Consider the following 22060-nt stretch of genomic DNA (forward strand, 5'->3'; position numbering starts at 1 on the left):
AAAGGCGTGGTGGCCTAGGCCACCACGCACGGTCAGGGCTTAATTGATTCGCGGATGCTGTTGTACCAGATTCTGGCGCTTGGCTTCCAATGCAGCAATTTCGGCGTCGATGTCTTCGATCTTCTGCTCGATATTGTCGTGGTGTTCCTGCAGCAACTCCTTGGCTTCTTCCATGTCCGACGCCGCCGGTGCCGCGCCACGCAGGGGCTTGTTGGCGGTTTCCTTCATGGTCAGGCCGGTGATCAGGCCGACCACGGCAAACACCATCAGGTAATAGGCGGGCATGAACAGGTCATTGGTGCTTTCCACCAGCCAGGCCACGGCGGTCGGGGTCACACCGGCGATCAGCACCGAAACGTTGAACGCACTGGCCAACGCACTGTAGCGCAAGTGGGTGGGGAACATCGCCGGCAACGTCGAGGCCATCACACCGATGAAGAAGTTGAGGATCACCGCCAGGATCAGGAGACCGGCGAAGATCAGGCCGATCTTGCCGCTGGTGATCAGCATGAATGCCGGGATCGACAGGAACAGCAAGCCAACGCTACCGGCGATGATGAAGGGCTTGCGGCCGATCTTGTCGCTGACAAAACCGATGAACGGCTGCACAAACAGCATGCCGACCATGATCGCGATGATGATCAGCACGCCGCTGTTTTCTTTGTAATGCAGGTTGTGGGACAGGTAGCTCGGCATGTACGTGAGCAGCATGTAGTACGTCACGTTGGTCGCCGCGACGATGCCGATGCAGGTCAGCAGGCTGCGCCAATGCTTGGTGGCGACTTCCTTGAACGAAACCTTGGGACCATGGGTCAGGCCTTCGCGGTCGCCTTGTTCGAGCTTGTCCATGTGCTGCTGGAACGCTGGGGTTTCTTCCAGCGCATGGCGCAGGTACAGGCCGATGATGCCCAGGGGCAGGGCGAGGAAGAACGGCAGGCGCCAGCCCCACGCTTCAAATTCGGCTTCGCCGAGCACGCTGGAGATCAGCACCACCACACCGGCACCCAGCACAAAACCGGCAATCGAGCCGAAGTCCAGCCAGCTGCCGAGGAAACCGCGCTTGCGGTCCGGGGCGTATTCGGCGACGAAAATCGACGCGCCGGTGTATTCACCCCCCACCGAGAAACCCTGGGCCATTTTGCACAGCAGCAACAGGATCGGCGCCCAGATGCCGATGGAGGCGTAGCCGGGAATCAAGCCGATGGCGAAGGTGCTCAGGGACATGATCACGATGGTGGCGGCGAGGACTTTCTGTCGCCCGTACTTATCGCCGAGCGCGCCGAAGAACAGGCCACCCAGCGGGCGAATCAGGAATGGCACGGAGAACGTACCCAGTGCGGCGATCATTTGTACGCTGGGGGAGGCGTCCGGAAAGAACACTTTACCGAGCACATAGGCGACAAACCCGTAGACACCGAAGTCGAACCATTCCATGGCATTGCCCAGGGCGGCGGCGGTTATCGCCTTGCGCACCTTGGCATCGTCGACGATGGTGATGTCCTTCAACCCGATGGGTTTAACGCTTTTTTTACGTAATTTCATGCGAACCACTCTAAAACCGAACAGGGGTGGTGCTATCACCGCGATAGCACCGCTCTGTCAGTTCAGATACAAGCGGACACGAAATAATTCACCCGCAGGTGTATTTTTTCTCAACCGGGTGCAGAACCACCTGTGGGAAGCGCAATTTTCCAGCTCCACGAGCTCCCTGACAGTGAGCTGGCTTTTGTGATGGGCGGGCTTCTGTGGTGAGCGGGCCTGCCCCGCGCTGGGCTGCGAAGCAGCCCCAAAACCATACAGCTCGGTTTGTCTGGAAAAACGGGGGTGGTTCTGATGGGGCCGCTGCGCAGCCCAGCGCGGGGCAAGCCCGCTCACCACAACAAGCCCGCTCACCACAAAAAAGAGCGGCATCTTGAGAGAGGATCAACGCAATGGCCACCGAGCGCCGTATCAACCTCGTCTACCGTTTTGCCGTGGAGGCGTGGGGGCAGGGCTATGCCACCGAACTTGCCCGCGATGCCCTGGCGTTGGCCTTTGAAAACCTGAACGTGCCCCAAGTGTTCGGGCTGGTGCGACCCGATCACGCCGCATCGATCCGCGTGTTGGAAAAGGTTGGCATGCAGCACTTCGGCCTTCTTGACGATGTGCCTGGCCAGGCGCCCAGCCTGGTCTTGCGTATTTGTCATCCTACAACTGAGCCTCCGTGAAACTTCTCGTAACCATGTGGTACCTAGACAAACGTTAATCTTTGAGATTGACACCGCTCAGGCGTCTCGCTATAAAAGTCGAAGTTGTACGACGACATATGACGTTACATATGTCCTGACTAACAAAAATAAAAAGTGATGCCATGAATCTGAACGAGCCCATCAGCGCCCACCGCGTGGGTCAGGCGGTAGGCAACTATCGCTGGACCATCTGTGCGATGTTGTTTTTCGCCACCACCGTCAACTACCTCGACCGTCAGGTGCTCAGCCTGTTGGCACCGCAGTTGTCCACGCAATTTGGCTGGAGCAACACGGATTACGCCAACATCGCGGCGGTGTTCCAGTTCGTGTATGCGATTTCCATGCTGTTTGCCGGGCGGTTTGTCGACAAGATCGGTACCAAGGCCGCCTATGTGGTCGCGATTGCCATCTGGTCCACCGGCGCCATCATGCATGCGTTCTCGGTGCAGATGGGTGAGGGCATCGCCGCCGTCAGCGGCGCAATTGGGTTGGCGGTGATTCCGGTATCGATTGCCGGCTTCATGCTCTCCCGTGCAGTGCTGGCGATTGGCGAGGCGGGTAATTTCCCGATTGCGATCAAGGCTACCGCCGAATATTTCCCCAAGAAGGAGCGGTCCTTCGCGACCGGTATCTTCAACTCCGGTGCCAATGTCGGCGCAATCCTGGCGCCGATCTGCGTGCCGCTGATTGCCGGTATGTGGGGCTGGGAAGCCGCCTTCATGGTGATCGGCATGCTCGGGTTCCTGTGGGTGGCGGTGTGGGCGGCGGTGTATGAAAAGCCCGAGCAGCAAAAACGCCTGTCGGCCGAAGAACTGGCCTATATCCGCAGTGACCAGACCGTACAGCCACACACCAAAGCCCCGGCTGGCACGTCCGAGAAGAAAGTTTCGTGGTTCAAGCTGCTGACCTACCGCCAGACCTGGGCCTTTGCCTTCGGCAAGTTCATGACCGACGGCGTGTGGTGGTTCTTCCTGTTCTGGCTACCGACTTACCTGTCGGCGCAATACGGCATGAAAGGCGCCGATATCGTCATGCCGCTGGCGGTGCTGTACAGCATGACCATGGTCGGCAGTATCGGCGGCGGCTGGTTCCCCAGCTACTTCATGGCCCGCGGCGATGCTCCGTACGACGGCCGCATGAAAGCCATGCTGGTGATCGCGCTGTTCCCGCTGGTGGTACTGCTGGCGCAGCCCCTGGGCTATATCAGCTTCTGGGTCCCGGTATTGCTGATCGGCGTGGGTGCGTCTGCGCACCAGGCGTGGTCGTGCAACATCTTCACCACCGTGTCGGACATGTTCCCGCAGAAAACCGTGGCCTCGGTGGTCGGCATTGGCGGCATGGCCGGTGGGATCGGCGGCGTGGTGATGACCAAGATCGGCGGTTGGGTGTTCGACTACTACAAGTCGATCAACGACATCCACACTGGCTACATGATCATGTTCGCCATCTGCGCGCTGGCTTACCTGGTGGCCTGGAGCGTGATGAAAACTTTGGTGCCGCGTCACAAGGAAATCACTGACCTGTAACGCGAACTCCCTGTACGGGGTTTTCTGTAGCAGAAAACCCCGCATCTGCTGCTATTGGTTGCGCGTCACTCGCCACACCGTATTGGCCAAGTCATCGGCAATGATCAGTGCACCCTTGGGGTCCACCGTCACACCCACCGGGCGGCCACGGGTCTTGCCGTCGTCGCCACGGAAGCCGGTGGCGAAATCAATCGGCTCGCCCGCCGGTTTGCCATTGCTGAACGGCACAAAGATCACCTTGTAGCCCACCGGATTCTCACGGTTCCAACTGCCGTGCTCGCCGACGAACACCCCATCGGCGAATTTCTCGCCCATGGCCGGGATGGAGAAGTCCACACCGAGCGCCGCCACATGGGAGCCCAGGCTGTAATCGGGCTTGATCGCGGCCGCGACTTTGGCCGGGTTCTGCGGTTGCGCACGCGGGTCGACGTTCTGGCCCCAGTAGCTGTAGGGCCAGCCGTAGAACGCGCCTTCACGCACCGACGTCAGGTAATCCGGCACTAGGTCGGGGCCGAGTTCGTCGCGTTCGTTGACTACTGTCCACAATTGCCCGGAGTCCGGTTGGATGGTCAGCGCCGTCGGGTTGCGCAGCCCGGTGGCATAGGGCTTGTGCGCGCCTGTGGCGGCGTCGATCTGCCAGACCATGGCGCGGTCGATTTCCACTTCCATGCCCCGTTCGGTCACGTTGCTGTTGGAGCCGATGCCCACGTAGAGCTGGCGTCCGTCTGCACTCACGGCCAGGGACTTGGTCCAGTGGTGGTTGATCTGTGCCGGCAGGTCGGTGACTTTGACCGGCGCGCCACTGGCCTTGGTCTGGCCGTCGGTGTAGTCGAACCGCACCAGCGCATCCTGGTTGGCCACGTAGAGCTTGCCGTCGGCAAATGCCAGGCCGTAGGGCGCGTTGAGGTTGTCGGCGAACACGGTTTTCAGCTCGTAGGTGCCGTCACCGTCGGCGTCGCGCAGCAGGGTCAGGCGGTTGCCGCCCTTGACCTTGGTGTTGCCCTCGGCCTTGATCAGGCTGGCGATCACATCCTTGGGCTTGAGCTTGGCCGCACTGCCGCCACGGCCTTCGGCGACGAGGATGTCACCGTTGGGCAGCACCAGGGTCTGGCGCGGAATCGCCAGGTCGGTGGCGATTGCGGTCACGCTGTAACCCTCGGGCACTTTGGGTTTCTGCTCGCCCCACGGCGCGGGCTCGGCGATCTTCATGCTCGGCAGCAGGCTGCTTTGCTGCTCGGGCAACTTGGGATCAGGGCCACGGGCCTGGGTTTTATCGCCTTCGCCACCACAGGCGCTCAGCAGCAGGGCGGCACTCAACAGGGTCAATGTATTGGACGTTTTCATTTGGCACCTCCCGAACGCAGGCCAGTCCACGTGGCTGCCAGCGTCAGCAGCATCACGATTGCCGACAACACCAGGCCGGTCGGCATGGCGGCGTAGGCATCCTTGGCGTGTTGGAAGGCGTTGACCAAGCCCAGGACCCAGGTGACCAACAGCAGCAGGACATACAGCGTGGGCTGCCCGGCCTTGCGCTCGGCGCGCAGCAGGTTGACCAGTGCAAACAGCAGCGCAAAACCACCGAATACCAAGGCACCGGCAATCAGCCAGGAGGCGAAGTTGGCCCATTGAATCTGGTAGGTCTGGGTGTAGGCAATGTCACTGAGCAGGGCGCCGAGAAACAGCGGCACGGTGCCGGCGAGCAAGGTCGCATGCAGCGGGCCTGGCGTACGGCGATAAGTGGAGAGGGTAGTCATGGTGATGGCGGCTCCTTGTCTGTTTCAACGTAGCTTTTTTTTCAACGTAGCGTTGTTTCAACGTAGCTATCCAACGCATCTGGGCGCGGCAGCGCATAGGAAGTGAGCGCGGCGCTTGTCAGAAAGTTCAGGGTGATCAGTGTCTAAATATTATGAACCCGCTGCCTGAGCCCACGCCTAACGCCGTATCATCCTGTCCTTTCCTTTCGCCGGGCGCCTCCATGACACACCCTCGCATTGGCTTTGCCTGCCAGTACAAGCATCCTGAACGCCTATTGTCGGCCAGCGCCCTCAAGCTGATCGAAGGCCCCTTCAACCCGCGCACCACCACCTTGCGCTGGATGGACGGAGTCACGCCGCAGGTCGCCCGCGACAAGCTGGTCGAAGTGGTCACCCATAACCTGGCGGCACAGTTACGCCTGCTGGCCTATGTCGCCGACCTGCCGCCGACCTTGCGCATGCTGCGCCTGAGCAGCGACCTGCTGCCGTTCTACAGCCATCCTAAAGTCGCCGACGTTTATAAAGACCCTGCCATCGAACGCCAATTGATCGAAGGGTTCGCCGCCATCGGCGAGCTGGCGCGCGCCTCGGATATTCGGCTGTCGTTCCACCCCGGCCAATACTGCGTGCTGGGTTCGGAAAACCCCGGCGTGGTGGAAAACAGCCTCGCCGAATTCGAATACCACGCCGACATGATCCGCATGATGGGCTACGGCCGGCGCTTCCAGGACCTCAAGTGCAACGTGCACATCGCCGGGCGCCTCGGCGTGGAAGGCACCCGCGCCGTGTGGTTGCGTTTGTCCGAGGTGGCGCGCAACTGCATCACCTTTGAAAACGATGAAAAGACTTATGGCCTCGACCACTGCCTGCAAGTCGCCGACCTCGCGCCGGTGGTGCTCGACATTCACCACTGCTGGATCAACGAAAACGAGTACATCGACCCCAACAGCGAACGCGTCGCTCGCGTGATCGACAGCTGGCGCGGCGTACGCCCGACGATGCATTACTCCCAACCCCAGGAAAGCCTGCAGGAGCTGGGTTTCGACGCCGAGCACAAGCTGGAAATGGACGCGCTGTTGCAGGTGATGTCCAAGCGCGACCTGTACGGCCACAGTGCGCAAATGTGGAACCGCTGGACCAACGACTACGCGCTGCAGTTTCTGGAGCGCTTCGACATCATGCTGGAAGCCAAGGACAAGAACGTGGCGGCGCTGGCGTTTTATGAACACTGGAAGAAAAAGTCATGAGCCCGTCGAACATCGACCTCAACGGTTACATCCTCAGCGTCACCGATAGCCCCGTGCAGCCTGAGTTTCAACCACTGCTTGAGGATGTCTGCGCGTCGCTGTCGCAGGATGATCTGGGTCTCGATGGGATCTATCTGTACGGCAGTGTCGCCAGGGCAGACGCCACGCCCGGGGTCTCTGACCTTGACCTCACGCTGGTGCTGCGCGAACCGCCGACTGCGCCGCTATTGGAACGCCTGGAAGCGATCCGCCAGGCGCTGGAGCAGCGCCACCCGGAGGTCATCAAGGTCGATTTCGATATTGGCAGTCGTGCGCAAGTCCTGGCGCCTGAAAACACGCACAGCTGGGGGTTTTGGCTCAAGCACCATTGCCGGTGCCTGTGGGGCAATGACCTGTCGCAACAGTTCGAGTGGTTTCGGCCGTCACGCGAGATCGCCGTGGCGCTGAATGCTGACTTTGAACAGGTGTTGGCGGGCTATCTCGCACGTATCGCGCAGGCCGATGCCGAGCCGCAACGCCTGCGCTTGCAGCGTGAAGCGTCGCGCAAGGTGGTGCGGGCCACGCATGTGCTGCGCTCGGAAGAGGCGACGACGTGGCCGCAGACGCTTGAAGAACATGTCGCGCTGTTCGTGCAGTGTTATCCGACGATGATCACACAGGTGGCATTCTTTCTGTTTGAAGCGCGAAATCCCGAAGCGCAAGGCGATAACTTCACCACCCGGTTGCAAACCTTTATGGCGTGGATGGCCTTGCAACGTACCGCCGCAATCGCAGCACAGGTATCCACATAGCTCCTGAAAGCTGACACATAACGTTGTAGTGAGCGGGACAAGCCCGCTCACCACACGCCAGCGCCTACAGGTGCGCTTGCCGAAAGTCAGGACTTGAAGCGCCCCACCAACCCATTGAGCTCGCTCGACAGCTCCGACAACCGCCCCGAGTCGTCCTGCGCCGAGTTGGCCAGGCTTTCCACCAGCCGCGCTTCGTCGTAGATCTGCTGGATATGCCGGTTGATCTCTTCGGCCACGCTGTGTTGTTCCTCGGCGGCGGCGGAGATTTGCAGGTTCTGGTCGCGGATCTCGTTGACCGACAACTGGATGCCTTCAAAGCTGTCCCGCGCGCTCTCGATGGACGACACGCTGGCCCGTGACAGGTCCAGGCAACTGCCCATTTTTTGCGTGACTTCCTGGGTCTTGTTTTCCAGGGTGCCGAGCAGGTGTTCGATTTCGCCGGTGGAGTCCGAGGTGCGCTTGGCCAGTGCGCGCACTTCATCGGCCACCACCGCAAAACCGCGGCCCTGATCACCGGCGCGGGCCGCTTCGATGGCGGCGTTGAGCGCCAGCAGGTTGGTCTGTTCGGCAATGGCGCGGATGGTGCCGAGGATCTGGTTGATGCTGCGGCTGCCGGCTTCCAGTTCGACCATGGCCTGGGACGATTCGGTCAGGCGGCGGCCCAGGCGGTTGACGTTGTCGGTGGTCACTTCAATCTGCTGCTTGCCCTCGGCCACGCGGCGGTGGCCGTTCTCGGCGGACTCCGCCGCGCCGCTGCACGAGCGCGCCACTTCGTTGGCGGTGGCGACCATTTCGTTGAACGCGGTGGACACCAACTCCACCGCCTCACGCTGACGCCCGGCGGCTTCATTCATGTTGTGCGCCACTTCGCTGTTGACCTTGGAGGCGTTCTGCAAATTGGCCGAGGCTGCGCCGATGTGCTGGATCAGTTGGCGGATGGCCGCCAGAAACTTGTTGAACCAGCCCGCCAACTCGGCGGTTTCGTCCTTGCCCTGCACCTGCAGCGCGTGGCGCAGGTCGCCTTCGCCCTCGGCGATGGATTGCAAGCCGCTGCTGACCTGGCCGATGGGCTTGACGATCACCTTGGAAAACGCTGCCGCGAGCAAGCCGAAGACCAGCACCAGCACGCCGACGATGGCGGCGGTGAGGTAGGTCATGCGTGTGGCTTCGGCCATCACTTCGTTGTGTTCGATCAGCCCGATATAACGCCAGCCCAGGCCGGGGGAGGTCCACACGTTGGCCATGTAGCGCACACCGCCGATCTCTACTTCGGTGGAGCCTTGGGGCGTTTGGGCAAGGTGGGCATAGGCGTCGCCCAAATCCTTGAGCGGCTTGAAGCTGTGGCCGGCGTCACGCGGGTCCACCAGCACCACACCGTCCTCGATCAGCATCACGTAGCCGCTTTCGCCGAGCTTGATGCTCTTGACCAACTCGGTGAGGTTCTTCAGCGACACGCTGACCACGAACACGCCTTTGGCTTTGCCCGCGTTGTCGAGCAATGCCCGTGCAGTGCCCACCAGGGCCACGTCGTCTTTGTCGTAATAGTAAGCCGGGGTGCGCACGGTCTTGCCGGGGCTGGCCATCGCCGCTTTGTACCAAGGGCGCGTGCGCGGGTCGTATTTGGCCAGTTGCGGGTCATCCGGCCATTTGACGTAGGTGCCGTCTTCCAGGCCGATGGACAGGATGGCCGCCGCCGGGTGGGTGGCGCCAAAGCGGGCGAAACGGTCGATCACGGTTTGCGCGGCCGCAGGCATCGGTTGGCTGGGCGCATCCGCGGGTTGGTAATTCTTCAAGGTGTTGATAGAGGTGTATACAGGATCCGTAGCCATTTGATCGACGTTCTGCAGCGTGCCGTCGAAGAACTGGCGGATATTGCCATCGATCTGGCGGATTTCCCGGGTGCTGCCATCAATGAACTGTTCAACCGCCTGGGTTCGCGTGTTCATGACAGAGATCACGGCCACCAGGCTGACCGGGATAAACGCGACAGAAACAAATGCCAGGACAAGCTTATTTTTTATTTTCATCGAGACGACCATCAGCGCAGAGGGTGGTCAAACCGCCGCACGCTGTAATAACAGTGCGGCGATTTGCTATCAATGCTGTTTCGGCCCGTACTCAGCAAATCTTTAGGGTTTTTTGTACACAATACAATTGACGATTGTTCTGTATCCAATCAGTAGACATCACGCAAGTAACGCTTCTGCTCGCTCAGTTGGCGCCAGTACTCCACGGCGTCCTCCACGCCCAGCCCACCGTGGGTGTGCGCCACTTGGCGCAACGCCTGGTCCACATCCTTGGCCATATGGCTGGCGTCGCCGCAGATGTACAGCCTGGCGCCGTCCTGCAACCAGCGCCACAGCTCGGCGCCCTGTTCGCGAATGCGGTCCTGCACGTAGATCTTCTGCGCTTGGTCACGGGAAAACGCCAGGCTCAGGTGAGTGAGGAGGCCATCGCGCTGCATGCCTTGCAGTTCGTCCTGGTAGTAGAAGTCGCTGGCGGCGTACTGCTCGCCAAAAAACAGCCAGTTACGGCCCTGATGCCCCATGGCCCGACGCTCCTGCAAGAACGCGCGAAACGGCGCCACCCCAGTGCCGGGACCGATCATGATCATCGGCACGTCACCGTCCGTTGGCGTGCGAAAGTGTTTGGACGGCTGCACAAACACCGGCACTTCGCCGTCGCCGACGCGGTCGGCGAGGAAGGTCGAGGACACACCTTTGCGTTTGCCGTATCGCACCGCCGCCACGGTGAGGTGGACTTCCTGGGGATGGGCCTTGGCGCTGGAGGCAATCGAATACAGCCGGGGTTGCAGGCGCTTGAGGGTACCGAGCAGTTCGTCCGCCGAGCAGTCGATGGGGTATTCCTGCAGCACATCCGTGAGCTGTCGGCCCCATAGCCAGTCTTTGAGTTCGGCCTTGTGCTCGGGTCGCAGCAGTTGCTCCAGGCCTGGATTGGCGCTGCGTTCGGCAATAAAGGCCAGGGTCTCGTTGCCGGGGCGGGCGATTTCGAAGTGCTGGGTCAGGGCTTGTTGCAGCGACACGTCACCGAACGTCTCGATGTTCACCGAAGCGCCTGCGCTCAGTTGGGTCAGCTCAAGCAGTTCGCTCACCAGGTCCGGGCAGTTGCGCGGCCGCACGCCGAGGGCGTCACCGGCTTCGTAGGTCAGGCCGGAGCCCGTCAGGTCCAGGGCGAACTGGCGGGTTTCCTTGTGGGCGCTGTGGGGGTTCAGGTGCCGGTTGAGCAGCAGGCGTGACGGGTGCAGTTTGGTTTTGCCGGCCGGGGTGGCCGCCGCTGCGACGGGTTTGGCCGGGTTGAGGGTTTGCTGGAATCGGGTCAGCCAGGCATCGGCGGGTTCTTCGAATTCGGTGTCGCAGTCGACACGTTCCAGCAGGCGAGTGGCGCCCAGTTCCAGCAGGCGCTGGTCAAGCCTTTTGCCGTGCTTGCAGAACTGGTCGTAATTCGGATCGCCCAAGGCCAGCACCGCAAACCGCAGAGACTCAAGGCGCGTCTCGACGGTGCTGAGGCTGTGCCAGAACCCTTCGCCATTGTCCGGTGGATCGCCGTCGCCAAAGGTGCTGCTGATAAGGGCCAGGGTCTGGACGCTGGCCAGTTTGCTTGCGGGGAAGTCCGCCATGGCGCTCAGTTCTACGCTGATGCCCGCTTCGCGCAGGCGTTTGGCAAAGCGCTCGGCGAGGGCTTCGGCATTGCCGGTCTGCGACGCCCACAACAGCGTGACGTCCGGGGCGGCTGCTGGCGCAGAGTCTGCGCGGCTGAACAAACCGCCGAGCAAGCCGTCCAGCCATAGGCGGGCATCCTTGGCCAGCGGCGCGCTCGCCGGCATTACCGGTACGCCAGCGTCCTGGCGCGCCGCACTGGCGTGCAGGCCGCTGAGGAACCCGGCGAGGTAGGTGCGTTCACTGTCGCTCAGTAACGGCGCCGGTACGTTACGGATATCGGCGAGTTCGGCGAAGGCGTCGAGGCGCGACATGCTGAAGTCCTCTCGGAGATCTTGGGGAGCGGGTTGATCAAGGAACTGATGGTCGATCAGCTCGACTCGGGCCAGCGCGACAGCGCAGCACTTGAACTCGGGCTGCAGGGAAATCGGGTCGACGGCATCGTTGGTCACCGCGTTGATCGCCAGGTGCTCGCCAAACACATCATTCCAGTGGAAGGGCGCAAAGCAGTTGCCGGGACGCACGCGGTCGGTGATCAGCGCTGGCAGCACGGCACGCCCGCGCAGGGAGCGCACCTCCACCGGATCCTTGGCCTTGAGGCCCAGGCGCCTGGCATCGTCGGGGTGGACTTCCACGAACGGGCCAGGGTTGAGTTTGTTCAGGGTGGCGACCTTGCCGGTCTTGGTCAGGGTGTGCCACTGGTGCTGCAGGCGGCCGGTGTTGAGCACGAACGGGAAGCGCTCGTCGGGCATTTCCGCAGGCGGCATATGGGGGCGCGGGAAGAACTGGCCTTTGCCGCTGTCGGTGGCGAATGCGAGCGTGGCGGCAGTGCGATAGCGGATCGGGTTGCGGTCCGCGCCATCGGCCGAAGCGCAGGGCCATTGCAGCGGTTGTTCACGCAGGCGTGCGTGGCTGGCGCCGCGTAGGTCGTAGCCGGTCTTGGGGTTCCAGGCGCGTTTGATTTCTTCGAATACCTCGGCGGCGCTGGCATAGGTGAAGGCGTCGGCAAAGCCCATTTCACAGGCAACCCGAGCGATGATTTGCCAGTCGGGCAAAGTGTCGCCGGGCGCCTCGACGGCTTTCTGCATCAGGGTCAGGTTGCGTTCGGAGTTGATCATCACCCCTTCAGCCTCGGCCCACAGCGCGCCGGGCAGCAGGATATCGGCGTAGCGGTTGGTCTCGGTGTCGAGGTAGGCGTCCTGGGTGATCACCAGTTCGGCGGTGCGCAAACCATCGATGGCGATCTGGCGATTGGGCACGCTGGCCACCGGGTTGGTGCAGATGATCCAACACGCCTTGATCTGCCCGGCAGCCATCTGCTCGAACATCGCCACGGTGCCGTTGCCGGCCTGGCGCGGCAGGTGGTCAGGCGGGATTTGCCAGAGGTCTTCGATAAATGCGCGGTCGGCTTCCACCAGCACCGAACGCTGCCCCGGCAGGCCTGGGCCCATGTAGCCCATCTCGCGGCCACCCATGGCGTTGGGTTGGCCGGTGAGGGAAAACGGCCCGCTGCCGGGGCGGCAAATCGCGCCGGTGGCCAGGTGCAGGTTGCACAGGGCGTTGGTGTTCCAGGTGCCGTGGGTGCTTTGGTTGAGGCCCATGGTCCAGCAACTCATCCACTCGGCGGCCTGGCCGATCCAGTCGGCGGCTTGGCGGATATCCGCTTCGGCCAGGCCGGTGAGGGCGGCGACGCGGTCGGGCGAATAGTCCTCAAGAAAGCCAGGCATGGCCTCCCAGCCTTCGGTGAATGCGGCGATGAAGGCTGGGTCGGTGTGGCCGTTTTTAACCAGCAGGTACAGCAGGCCATTGAGCAGGGCGAGGTCGGTGCCGGGCTTGATCGGCAGGTACAGGTCGGCCTTGTCGGCGGTGGCGCTGCGTCGGGGGTCGACCACGATCAGCTTCGCCCCGGCCTTGACCCGGTCCATCATGCGCAGGAACAGAATCGGGTGACAGTCGGCCATGTTGGCGCCGATCACGAAGAACAGGTCGGCGCGGTCAAAGTCTTCGTAGGACCCCGGAGGCCCATCCGAGCCCAGGGACAGCTTGTAGCCGCTGCCCGCGCTGGCCATGCACAGGCGCGAGTTGGATTCGATGTTCGGCGTGCGCACAAAGCCCTTGGCCAACTTGTTGACGAGGTACTGCGCCTCCAGGGACATTTGCCCGGACACGTAGAACGCCAGCGCATCGGGGCCATCGCGGTCGAGGATATGGCGCAGACGGCTGGCGGTTTCGCTGATGGCGGTGTCCATGGCGATGCGCACCGGGTCGTGATCGCGCTCTTCGCGCAGGTAGGCATTCTCCATGCGGCCTGAATCGGCGATGGCTTGGCCGCACGTAGTGCCTTTGGTGCACAGGCGACCGAAGTTGGTGGGGTGGGCCTTGTCGCCGATCACCTTGACCACTTTATTGTTTTCCACTTGCATCACGATGCCGCAGCCGACGCCACAATAAGGACACACGCTGCGTACGCTTTGGTTTGCCATCCGTCACCCTCGAAACTTTTTTACCCGCCAACAAAAAAGCGCCCTGCAACCCACCGTTTGGAAACGGGGGGTGCACGGCGCCTTTGTCGTGAATGGGCAATCAGCGTTGACTGCTTTATGCAGGTGTTCCTAGCAAGTCACGCGCCAGCTTTGCATTTCAAGTGGCTTACCCACTGTGGCGAGGGAACTTGCTCCCGCTGGGCTGCTAACCGGCCCCAACATCCAGGGAGCGCTGCGCACTCCAGCGGGAGCAAGCTCCCTCGCCACAGAGGCGGGTATGCGCACTTATATGATGCGGGGCGCACCAGTTGGAGGCGCAATCGTGGGCGTATTGCTGGGTTGAAGGGCTGGCGTAGCCGCGACTGCGGGGTTGCGGCCAATTGGCACGCCGCCTGCAAGCTCACCCTCAACCCCACTCGGTCAACGACGATCGACAGGCCCTTCAAGGTCATGGGCATAAAGCGATGGATCCGGCGAAGTCGTCCGAACCGATCCCGCATAAGAACAGGCAAAGACGCCTGGAACCGCAAGGTTTCAGGCGTTTTTTTTTGCTTTTTAAACCGTGATGAATGTTGTCAGGTGCTGATATGAACAAACCGATGAAAACCCTGATCGTCGTTGGCAATGGCATGGTCGGTCACCATTGCGTGGAGCAACTGATCGAGCGCGGTGCGCTGGAGCACTTCCACCTGCATGTGTTCAGTGAGGAGCCGATGCGCGCCTATGACCGTGTGCACCTCTCCGAGTATTTCACCGGCCGCGATGCCGAGTCGTTGGCCCTCTGCGAAGCGTCGCTGTACCAGACGCCGGGTGTGACCTTGCACCTGGGCGTGCCGGTGCTGGAAATCGACCGCGCCCGCCGGGAGGTGATCACGGCGCAAGGCTGTGTGGGCTACGACAGCTTGGTCCTGGCCACCGGTTCCTACCCGTTTGTGCCACCGATTGAAGGCGCCGAAGGCGATTCGCGGTTGGTGTATCGCACCTTGCAAGACCTTGATGCCATTCGTGCTGCGGCAGCCAATGCCCGGCGCGGGGTGGTGGTCGGCGGTGGCTTGCTGGGCCTGGAAGCGGCGAACGCCCTGAAAAGCCTCGGCCTGGAAGCCCATGTGGTGGAGTTCGCGCCGCGCTTGATGCCAGTGCAGTTGGATGATTTTGGCGGCCTGGCGCTCAAGGCCCAGATCGAACGGCTGGGCGTCGGTGTGCACCTGTCCCGTGCCACGCAGTCGATCAGCGCGGGCGAGCAGTACCGCTATCGCATGAACTTTGCCAACGACGAATTTCTGGAAACCGACCTTATCGTATTCTCCGCCGGTATCCGCGCCCAGGATGCACTGGCGCGCCAGGCTGGCCTGGAGATCGGCCCGCGCGGCGGCGTGGTGATCAACGATGAATGCAAAAGCTGCGACCCGCACATCTACGCGATTGGCGAGTGTGCCTCGTGGAATGGCAGCCTGTTCGGCCTGGTCGCGCCGGGCTACCAGATGGCCCGTGGGGTTGCCGCGCTGTTGTGCGCGCAGGCCGCCGAGCCGTTTGTCGGCGCCGACATGTCCACCAAGCTCAAACTGCTCGGCGTGGACGTTGGCTCCATCGGCGACGCCCACGCCCACACGCCGGGTGCGCGCAGCTACCAGTTTATCGACGAGGCCAGCGCCAGCTACCGGCGCCTGGTGGTGGACGCATCGGGCAAGCATGTGATCGGTGCGGTGCTGGTGGGTGACAACAGCTACTACGACACCTTGCTGCAATACATGCAGAACGCGATTGCGCTGCCGGCGGAACCGGCCAGCCTGATCCTGCCGTCCTCCGCCGGCGCACCGACCCTCGGCCCCGGCGCGTTGCCCGAATCGGCCACCGTGTGTTCCTGCCACAACGTCACCAAAGGTGCGATCTGCTCGGCCATCGACGGCGGTTGCAGCGACCTGGGCCTGCTCAAATCCCAGACCAAGGCTTGCACCGGTTGCGGCGGTTGCGCGGGCTTGCTCAAGCAGGTGTTTGAACACGAACTGATCGCCCGTGGTGTCAGCGTCGACAAGAGCCTGTGCGAACACTTCGCCTATACCCGCCAGGAACTGTATGCCCTGGTGCGGGTGGAAGGGGTGATCACCTTCGAAGAACTGCTGGCCAAGCACGGCCGTGGCCACACCGGGTGCGACGTGTGCAAACCGGCGGTGGGTTCAATCCTGGCTTCGTGCTGGAACCAGCCGATCATGGATGCCTCGCTGGTGCCATTGCAGGACACCAACGACACGTTCATGGCCAACATGCAGAAGAACGGCACCTACTCGGTGGTGCCACGGATTCCGGGCGGCGAGATTACCGCCGACAAGCTGATCGTGATTGGCGAGGTGGCGAAGAAATACGACCTCTACACCAAGATCACCGGCGGCCAGCGCATCGACCTGTTTGGCGCGCAACTGCATGAGCTGCCGGATATCTGGGCCGAGCTGATCGCGGCCGGCTTCGAGACCGGGCACGCGTATGGCAAATCCACGCGCACGGTCAAGTCCTGCGTGGGCAGCACCTGGTGCCGCTACGGCGTGCAGGACAGCGTGAAAATGGCGCTGCTGATCGAGGACCGCTACAAGGGCCTGCGTTCGCCGCACAAGCTCAAGTTCGCGGTGTCCGGCTGCACCCGTGAATGCGCTGAAGCCCAGAGCAAAGACGTGGGCGTGATTGCCACCGAAAAGGGCTGGAACCTCTACATTGCCGGTAACGGCGGCATGCGTCCGCGCCATGCCGAACTATTTGCCACCGACCTCGATGACGCCACGCTGATCCAGTACATCGACCGTTTCCTGATGTTCTACATCCGCACCGCCGACAAACTGCAGCGCACCTCAGTGTGGCGCGAAAGCCTGGAAGGCGGCCTGGATTTCCTCAAGGACGTGATCCTGCACGACAGCCTGGGCCTGGGCGCCGAGTTGGAAGCGCAAATGCAACTGGTGGTCGATCGCTACGAATGCGAATGGGCCAACGCCCTTAAAGACCCGGAAAAGCTCAAGCGCTTCCGCACCTTCGTCAACGACAAACGCCCGGATCCGGACATCCACTTTGTCCAGGAACGCGGCCAGCGCCGGCCGATCATGGCCGCTGAACTCAACCTGATTCCTGTCATCGAGGAGCTTGCCTGATGAGCCAATCCACCTGGAAACGCGTGTGCAACGAGACTGACCTGGTGCGCCATTCCGGCGTGGTGGTGTGGCTGGACGGCGCGCAAGTGGCGCTGTTCTACCTGCCGGGCGCGCAGGAACAGACGCTGTTCGCCATCGACAACCATGACCCGGAGTCGGGAGCGAATGTGATTGGTCGCGGATTGGTCGGCAGTATCAAGGGCGATCTGGTGGTGGCTGCGCCGATCTATAAGCAGCATTACCGCTTGCACGACGGCCAGTGCCTGGAGGCGCCGGATCAGCGCCTGCGGGTGTGGCCGGTGCGGTTGAATGCTGGAGTGGTGGAAGTAGGCGTGGGCTGACACACCTGGGTATAAATGTGGGAAGGGGGCTTGCCCCCGATAGCCATAGGTATCTACACAACTTCCCGTGGATGCTGAATCTATGGCAACTGGGCTGTTGTGGTGAGCGGGCTTGTCCCGCGCTGGGCTGCGAAGCAGCCCCATCAAAGCCACCGCGTTTTTTTCAGAAAAACCAAGTTGCCTGGTTTTGGGGCTGCTGCGCAGCCCAGCGCGGGACAAGCCCGCTCACCACAGAGTTATGTATAAGCCTTTGAGAGTTGTGTAGATAGCTATGCTGTGATGGGGGATGTGCAGTTTCTGCCGGGCTACTGCCTGCTGTTGCCTGATCCGGTGGTGGCGAGCTTGAACGACCTGGATACCGAAGCCCGCGCCGCCTACCTGCTGGACATGGCGCGACTCGGCGATGCAGTGCTGCAGGCCACTGACGCCTTGCGCATGAACTACGAGATCCTCGGCAATTCCGAGCCCGAGTTGCATTGCCATATCTTCCCGCGCTACGCCTCGGAGCCCGACGACAAGCGCAGGATGCCCGCGTGGTTTTATGACTGGAAGAGCGCGGTTCCTTATGCAGAAGAGCTTCACGGGGAGTTGCGCCAGGCCATTGCGCGCTTGCTTCAGGACGCGAGCACATCCCATGCGTGAACGACAGGCATCGCGACTGTTGGTGATCAGCCCCTCCCAAACCGTGCTGTTGTTCAGGTTCGTGCATAAGGATGGCGCGCTGGCCGGGAAAAACTACTGGGCTACCCCGGGCGGAGGGGTTGAGCAGGGGGAAACCTTTGAGGCCGCAGCCATCCGCGAGCTGCGCGAGGAGACTGGGATAACGGCCAGCAGCGTGGCGGGCTCAGTGGGCGAGCGCCGTTTCCCGATGATGCTCCCCACTGGCGAAACCGTGCTCGCCGTCGAACAGTATTTTGTGGTTCACGCAGAAAGCGAAGCGCTTTCCAGTGCTGAGTGGACCGTGGAGGAAACACAGGTCATGGCCGACCACCATTGGTGGTCGGCGCACGAACTGCGATCGACGCAAGAAACGGTATTCCCCGAGGCTCTGTTGGACATGCTGGTGAGCGCGGCATTGTTCTAAGCCGACGCCAGTATCTCATCGCTCCCGACCACCCTGGCGTAATCCATCGCCAGGTTGCTCAGTGACAGCGCATGCACATCCTCCGCTGGCCACAGGCGCCCCGACAAGTCGGTTTGGTCAAACGTGTAGCAGGCGTCGGCGGCCACGATGACATCAAAGCCCAGGTTGCCGCCTGAGCGCGCCGTGGCCTCGACGGAGTTGTTGGTGATGACCCCGACGATCACCAACTGCCTGATCGCTCGCGTGAGCAGCCAGCGTTCCAGGCCGGTGTTTGTGAACGCATCCGGTACGTTTTTCTCCAGCACATGCTCATGCGCCTGGGGCTGCAGTGCGGGCTGGAATTCACAACCCGGTTGCCCCGGCCAGAACACGGAGCCCGGTGAGCGGGAGATATGCCGCACATGCACGATGGGTCTACCGGCTTGCCGCCAGGCGCTGAGCAGACGGTGCATGTGCAACTCCGCATGCGGATTGTTACGTCGCCCGAGCGCGGGTTGGTTGATGCCTTGCTGCATGTCGATGATCACCAATGCGGCGTTGTTGCTTAACGATTCCATGGCACCTCCCTTCGCGCGTGAGGCCCGCAACATAGCAGCCTACGGGCACATCCAAACAGCGATTTATGCGCGGACAACCGCTACACTGCCGCCCCCGAATTTCAGCAAGGATGCTTTGCATGCGTTCGCTTGTCAGCGCTGTGCTCCTCTCCATGGCCGTGGCGGCTCCGGTCATGGCCGAACCCCGCTCGTTCTCGGTCAATGACCCCAGCGGCAAGTACCTGGTTGAAGTGCTGTTCCCCGAGGTGCCGCAGGACTTGCAGTACCTGGCGCGGGCACTGGTCACCCTCCGCGACGCAGCCACCCTCGAAATCCTCCAGCAATTGCAGACCCCGGACGCCCAGGTGCCGATGGACCAGAACGGTAAAACCGTCGACTGGCGTTTGATGGGGGAGAACGGCGTGGTGTACTTCGCCGACATCAATCAGGACGGCCGCCAGGACTTGGCGATCCGCAACGGCACCGGCGCGGATAAAGATTTCCAGTCCAGTTACGACGTGTACCTGCAAGACTCGCAAAAGACGCAGTGGGTGCTGAACGGCCCCTTGACCGAGCTGGCCAACGAAACCTCCGGCGGCATGTTCTCGGTCAACCCCAAGGACGGCATTATCCATTCGCAGACCGACCGTGGCTGCTGCTGGACACGTGCGAGCCGCTGGCAAATGCGCAACGGCGAACTGGTGCGACTCAGCTCATATACCCAGCAAGAAGTGCCTGCGACAGACGATGACGCCAACACCAGCATGCCCAGCGGCTACATGCTGCGCACCACCGGCGAATGGAAGGACGGCCAATGGCTGGAAACCGCCAGGCTGGAAGGGCCGGTCAATGAAGATGCACAGCGGCTGGTGGGCACCCTGGATGGCAAAATCCCGGTAGAAATCTGGTACCAGCAACAGGGCGCGGTGATGATTGGCGAGCTGCGCTACACCCAAAGCGGCAGCGGTAAGCCGATCAAGTTGGTGGGGGATCGCGGCGAGTATGCTGATGAGTCCTTCCTTTACCTGCATGAATACACCGATGACGGCCATCAGACCGGCATTTGGCGCATCAAATCGGATTACACCGGTACCTGGGTCAGCAGCGCCAAGGGCGACCAGCGAGAGCGAGCGATCCAGTTGCACGACGAATACCGTGAGCCCGAGTACGAAAAGTTCGACGAAGTCGCCCGCGATCAGCGCGACGGTCACTACCAGATGCGCAATGACTTCCTCGACCGCGACGGCGACCTGGACCTGAAAATCCTCCCCGACCGCGATGCCCAGGGCCGGGAAGTGGCAGAGTTCACCTTGACGCTCAAGGAAACCGGCACCGACAAGGTGATCGTCAGCGCGCACCACTCGGTGGCGATGGAAACCGAAAACCTGATCATCGTGCGCGAGCCCTTGGCGACTCGTCGCGCCGGCCCGTATCACATTCAACTGGTGAAGAATTTCGCGGTGATCAACCACAACTCGGCGCCGGACTTTGCGGATTACTTCACGGGGATGTATCGCAAGCAGCCTCAGGGGAATCCGTAGATTGCGTCTTCACCCTCACCGGGCAAGCGCAAGCTGCTACGCAGGCCGTAGGCACCTTGTGACAGGGTGCCCGCTTGCCTTCACTCAGCGATTGAAGCGTTCTACCAACGCATATTGAGTGGCCGCCGTATTGGTCAGCTCCTTGCTCAGACCTGTGGATTGATGGGCTTGCATCGACGTCTGGTCGGCCAGTTCGGCGATGGTGGTGATGTTGCGGCTGATCTCCTCGGCGACCGCGCTTTGCTCCTCGGTGGCGGCGGCGATCTGGGTGGTCATGTCGGTGATGTGGGACACCGCTTCGCTGATACCGACCAATGCCTGGTCCGCTTCCAGCACCCACGCCACGCCTTCCTGGGCCTGGCGTTGACCGTTTTCCATGCTTTGCACGGCGTTGTTGGACGATGCCTGCAACTGAGTGATCAGGGCGTGGATCTGGGTGGTGGATTGGGAGGTGCGCTGGGCCAGTTGACGCACTTCATCGGCTACCACGGCAAAGCCACGGCCCTGCTCGCCAGCGCGGGCGGCTTCAATCGCGGCGTTGAGTGCCAGCAGGTTGGTTTGATCGGCGATGCCTTTGATCACGTCCACCACACTGCCGATTTCGTCACTGTCCTTGGCCAATTGCGCCACGGTGGTGCCGGTTTCGCCCACCACGGCAGACAACCGCTCAATGGCCAGGCGGGTATCTCGCGCCACTTCACGGCCACGGCCGGTCAGCACATTGGCTTGTTGGGTGGCGTCGGCCGTGCGCTGCACATGGCTGGCGACTTCCTGGGTGGTCGCCGCCATCTGGTTGACGGCGGCGGAGACTTGTTCGGTCTCGACGCGCTGGCGATCCAGGCCTTTGGAGCTGGCGGTGGCCAACTGATCCGATTGCCCGGCCAGGGCGCTGAGCTGTTCGGCACTGTCCTGCAAGCGGGTGAGGCAGGTTTTCAGGCGGGCGTTCTGGCTGAGGAACGCGGTTTCCAAGCGCGCCTGGGGGCCGCTCGCGTCGCTGTACATCTGGGCGATCAAGGCATCCGATGTCGAGGGCTCGACACCCGCCAGCAGGCGCAAGGTGCTGCCTTGGCGTACGCGGGAGCAGAGCACGCCCACCGGCACGGCGACGGCGACGGCTACTGCAATGGCGACCGGGGCGCTGAGGAACAGCCCGGCCAGACTGCCGGCGATACCGGTGGCTGCGTAGGGGATGCAGCTCACCAGTGCCGGCACCCAGGCATTCATGGATGAAATACCCGTCTTGCCTTGGCCCAGACGTCGATACAACGCCTCGGCGCGGCGGATTTCATCGGCCGTGGGTTTGACCCGCACGGACTCGAAACCCACCACCCGGCTGCCTTCGAAGATCGGCGTGACGTAGGCGTTGACCCAATAATGGTCGCCGTTTTTCGAGCGGTTCTTGACGATGCCCATCCACGGCAGGCCTTGCTTGAGCGCAGCCCACATGTGTGCAAAGACCGCCGGCGGCACATCGGGGTGACGCACAATGTTCTGCGGCGCGCCGATCAGATCGGCGCGTTCAAAGCCGCTGATTTCGACAAAGGCGTCGTTGCAATAAGTGATGCCACCCTGAGTATCGGTGGCAGAGATCAGTTTTTGTGAAGGCGCGAGTGAAATCTCGCGTTGTGTTACGGGCTGGTTGTTGCGCATTCCGACTACTCCCTGGTTGCACACAGTCCATCGGCGCCAACGTGCAGAAGATTAATCCACATTGGCTATTT

The 22060-nt window shown here is 61.9% G+C and carries 14 protein-coding genes and 4 pseudogenes; 9 read left to right on the top strand and 9 right to left on the bottom strand.

Features of this window, described 5'->3' with window-relative positions; translation table 11 throughout:
• Positions 1-39: 39 nt before the first annotated feature.
• Positions 40-1542 carry a glycine betaine/L-proline transporter ProP gene (gene proP / locus NDJ82_RS06770; protein ID WP_099585334.1) on the bottom strand — a complete coding sequence of 501 codons (1503 nt, stop codon included), beginning with the start codon at positions 1540-1542 and terminating at the stop codon, positions 40-42.
• Between the two features lie 395 nt (positions 1543-1937).
• On the opposite strand from proP, the pseudogene NDJ82_RS06775 reads away from it, so the two are divergent.
• Positions 1938-2207 (top strand): annotated as a pseudogene (locus NDJ82_RS06775) (GNAT family N-acetyltransferase); the annotation flags it as partial.
• Positions 2208-2350: 143 nt separating this feature from the next.
• Positions 2351-3754, top strand: coding sequence for an MFS transporter (locus tag NDJ82_RS06780; protein WP_099585333.1), 1404 nt, complete (start codon positions 2351-2353; stop codon positions 3752-3754).
• Positions 3755-3805: 51 nt separating this feature from the next.
• Here NDJ82_RS06780 and NDJ82_RS06785 read toward each other — a convergent pair whose 3' ends face one another.
• Positions 3806-5098: a PQQ-dependent sugar dehydrogenase gene (locus NDJ82_RS06785; protein ID WP_099585332.1), complete on the bottom strand. Its 1293-nt coding sequence runs from the start codon at positions 5096-5098 to the stop codon at positions 3806-3808.
• Complete coding sequence (locus NDJ82_RS06790) at positions 5095-5508, bottom strand: DUF2231 domain-containing protein (protein WP_160385003.1); 414 nt, start codon at positions 5506-5508, stop codon at positions 5095-5097. Before NDJ82_RS06790 ends, NDJ82_RS06785 begins: the two co-directional genes overlap by 4 nt.
• A 221-nt stretch (positions 5509-5729) precedes the next feature.
• Here NDJ82_RS06790 and NDJ82_RS06795 point away from each other — a divergent pair, with 221 nt between their 5' ends.
• Both NDJ82_RS06795 and NDJ82_RS06800 read left to right on the top strand, forming a co-directional pair.
• On the top strand, positions 5730-6755 hold the full coding sequence (locus NDJ82_RS06795; protein WP_250925164.1) for an apurinic/apyrimidinic endonuclease family protein: 1026 nt from the start codon (positions 5730-5732) through the stop codon (positions 6753-6755).
• On the top strand, positions 6752-7546 hold the full coding sequence (locus NDJ82_RS06800; RefSeq protein ID WP_250925165.1) for a nucleotidyltransferase domain-containing protein: 795 nt from the start codon (positions 6752-6754) through the stop codon (positions 7544-7546). The genes NDJ82_RS06795 and NDJ82_RS06800 overlap by 4 nt, the downstream gene beginning before the upstream one ends.
• 86 nt (positions 7547-7632) lie before the next feature.
• On the opposite strand, the gene NDJ82_RS27605 is transcribed toward NDJ82_RS06800, so the two are convergent.
• The 3 genes and pseudogenes from NDJ82_RS27605 to NDJ82_RS06810 form a co-directional block, all read right to left on the bottom strand.
• A complete protein-coding gene (locus NDJ82_RS27605) occupies positions 7633-8400 on the bottom strand; it encodes a methyl-accepting chemotaxis protein (RefSeq protein ID WP_371926551.1) in 768 nt (255 codons plus the stop codon).
• 87 nt (positions 8401-8487) lie between these two features.
• Positions 8488-9585, bottom strand: a pseudogene (locus NDJ82_RS27610) (cache domain-containing protein); the annotation flags it as partial.
• Positions 9586-9722: 137 nt separating this feature from the next.
• A complete protein-coding gene (locus NDJ82_RS06810; RefSeq protein WP_250925166.1) occupies positions 9723-13706 on the bottom strand; it encodes a bifunctional nitrate reductase/sulfite reductase flavoprotein subunit alpha in 3984 nt (1327 codons plus the stop codon).
• 587 nt (positions 13707-14293) lie between these two features.
• Here NDJ82_RS06810 and nirB point away from each other — a divergent pair.
• The 4 genes and pseudogenes from nirB to NDJ82_RS06830 all read left to right on the top strand — a co-directional run bounded on the left by nirB (position 14294) and on the right by NDJ82_RS06830 (position 18262).
• Positions 14294-16837, top strand: coding sequence for a nitrite reductase large subunit NirB (gene nirB, locus NDJ82_RS06815; RefSeq protein ID WP_112195548.1), 2544 nt, complete (start codon positions 14294-14296; stop codon positions 16835-16837).
• On the top strand, positions 16837-17178 hold the full coding sequence (nirD, locus tag NDJ82_RS06820; RefSeq protein WP_099585325.1) for a nitrite reductase small subunit NirD: 342 nt from the start codon (positions 16837-16839) through the stop codon (positions 17176-17178). Before nirB ends, nirD begins: the two co-directional genes overlap by 1 nt.
• A gap of 270 nt (positions 17179-17448) precedes the next feature.
• Positions 17449-17820: pseudogene (locus NDJ82_RS06825) on the top strand (HIT family protein); the annotation flags it as partial.
• Complete coding sequence (locus NDJ82_RS06830) at positions 17813-18262, top strand: NUDIX hydrolase (protein WP_250925167.1); 450 nt, start codon at positions 17813-17815, stop codon at positions 18260-18262. The pseudogene NDJ82_RS06825 and the gene NDJ82_RS06830, both read left to right, overlap by 8 nt.
• Here NDJ82_RS06830 and NDJ82_RS06835 read toward each other — a convergent pair.
• Entirely contained in the window at positions 18259-18819 is a 561-nt protein-coding gene (locus NDJ82_RS06835) for a cysteine hydrolase family protein (RefSeq protein WP_250925168.1), read from the bottom strand. The genes NDJ82_RS06830 and NDJ82_RS06835 overlap by 4 nt on opposite strands.
• A gap of 119 nt (positions 18820-18938) precedes the next feature.
• Between NDJ82_RS06835 and NDJ82_RS06840 the strand changes: the two genes are divergently transcribed.
• On the top strand, positions 18939-20339 hold the full coding sequence (locus tag NDJ82_RS06840) for an XAC2610-related protein (RefSeq protein ID WP_250925169.1): 1401 nt from the start codon (positions 18939-18941) through the stop codon (positions 20337-20339).
• A gap of 84 nt (positions 20340-20423) precedes the next feature.
• Here the strand turns inward: NDJ82_RS06840 and NDJ82_RS06845 are convergent, their stop codons facing one another.
• Entirely contained in the window at positions 20424-21509 is a 1086-nt protein-coding gene (locus NDJ82_RS06845; RefSeq protein WP_502941221.1) for a methyl-accepting chemotaxis protein, read from the bottom strand.
• Positions 21510-21716: 207 nt separating this feature from the next.
• A pseudogene (locus NDJ82_RS27615) lies at positions 21717-21989 on the bottom strand (PAS domain-containing protein); the annotation flags it as partial.
• Between the last annotated feature and the right edge of the window lie 71 nt (positions 21990-22060).

Origin of the sequence: Pseudomonas sp. SR18 (genome assembly GCF_023701505.1) — a bacterium.
Classification (GTDB): domain Bacteria; phylum Pseudomonadota; class Gammaproteobacteria; order Pseudomonadales; family Pseudomonadaceae; genus Aquipseudomonas; species Aquipseudomonas cyclaminis.

Excerpts from the sequence above, each read along its gene's own strand:
- nirD (WP_099585325.1), top strand. The coding sequence starts at position 16,837 with ATGAGCCAATCCACCTGGAAACGCGTGTGCAACGAGACTGACCTGGTG.
- NDJ82_RS06830 (WP_250925167.1), top strand. The coding sequence starts at position 17,813 with ATGCGTGAACGACAGGCATCGCGACTGTTGGTGATCAGCCCCTCCCAA.
- NDJ82_RS06795 (WP_250925164.1), top strand. The coding sequence starts at position 5,730 with ATGACACACCCTCGCATTGGCTTTGCCTGCCAGTACAAGCATCCTGAA.
- NDJ82_RS06810 (WP_250925166.1), bottom strand. The coding sequence starts at position 13,706 with ATGGCAAACCAAAGCGTACGCAGCGTGTGTCCTTATTGTGGCGTCGGC.
- NDJ82_RS06840 (WP_250925169.1), top strand. The coding sequence starts at position 18,939 with ATGCGTTCGCTTGTCAGCGCTGTGCTCCTCTCCATGGCCGTGGCGGCT.
- NDJ82_RS06780 (WP_099585333.1), top strand. The coding sequence starts at position 2,351 with ATGAATCTGAACGAGCCCATCAGCGCCCACCGCGTGGGTCAGGCGGTA.
- NDJ82_RS06800 (WP_250925165.1), top strand. The coding sequence starts at position 6,752 with ATGAGCCCGTCGAACATCGACCTCAACGGTTACATCCTCAGCGTCACC.
- proP (WP_099585334.1), bottom strand. The coding sequence starts at position 1,542 with ATGAAATTACGTAAAAAAAGCGTTAAACCCATCGGGTTGAAGGACATC.
- NDJ82_RS06790 (WP_160385003.1), bottom strand. The coding sequence starts at position 5,508 with ATGACTACCCTCTCCACTTATCGCCGTACGCCAGGCCCGCTGCATGCG.
- nirB (WP_112195548.1), top strand. The coding sequence starts at position 14,294 with ATGAACAAACCGATGAAAACCCTGATCGTCGTTGGCAATGGCATGGTC.
- NDJ82_RS06835 (WP_250925168.1), bottom strand. The coding sequence starts at position 18,819 with ATGGAATCGTTAAGCAACAACGCCGCATTGGTGATCATCGACATGCAG.
- NDJ82_RS06785 (WP_099585332.1), bottom strand. The coding sequence starts at position 5,098 with ATGAAAACGTCCAATACATTGACCCTGTTGAGTGCCGCCCTGCTGCTG.
- NDJ82_RS27605 (WP_371926551.1), bottom strand. The coding sequence starts at position 8,400 with ATGAATGAAGCCGCCGGGCGTCAGCGTGAGGCGGTGGAGTTGGTGTCC.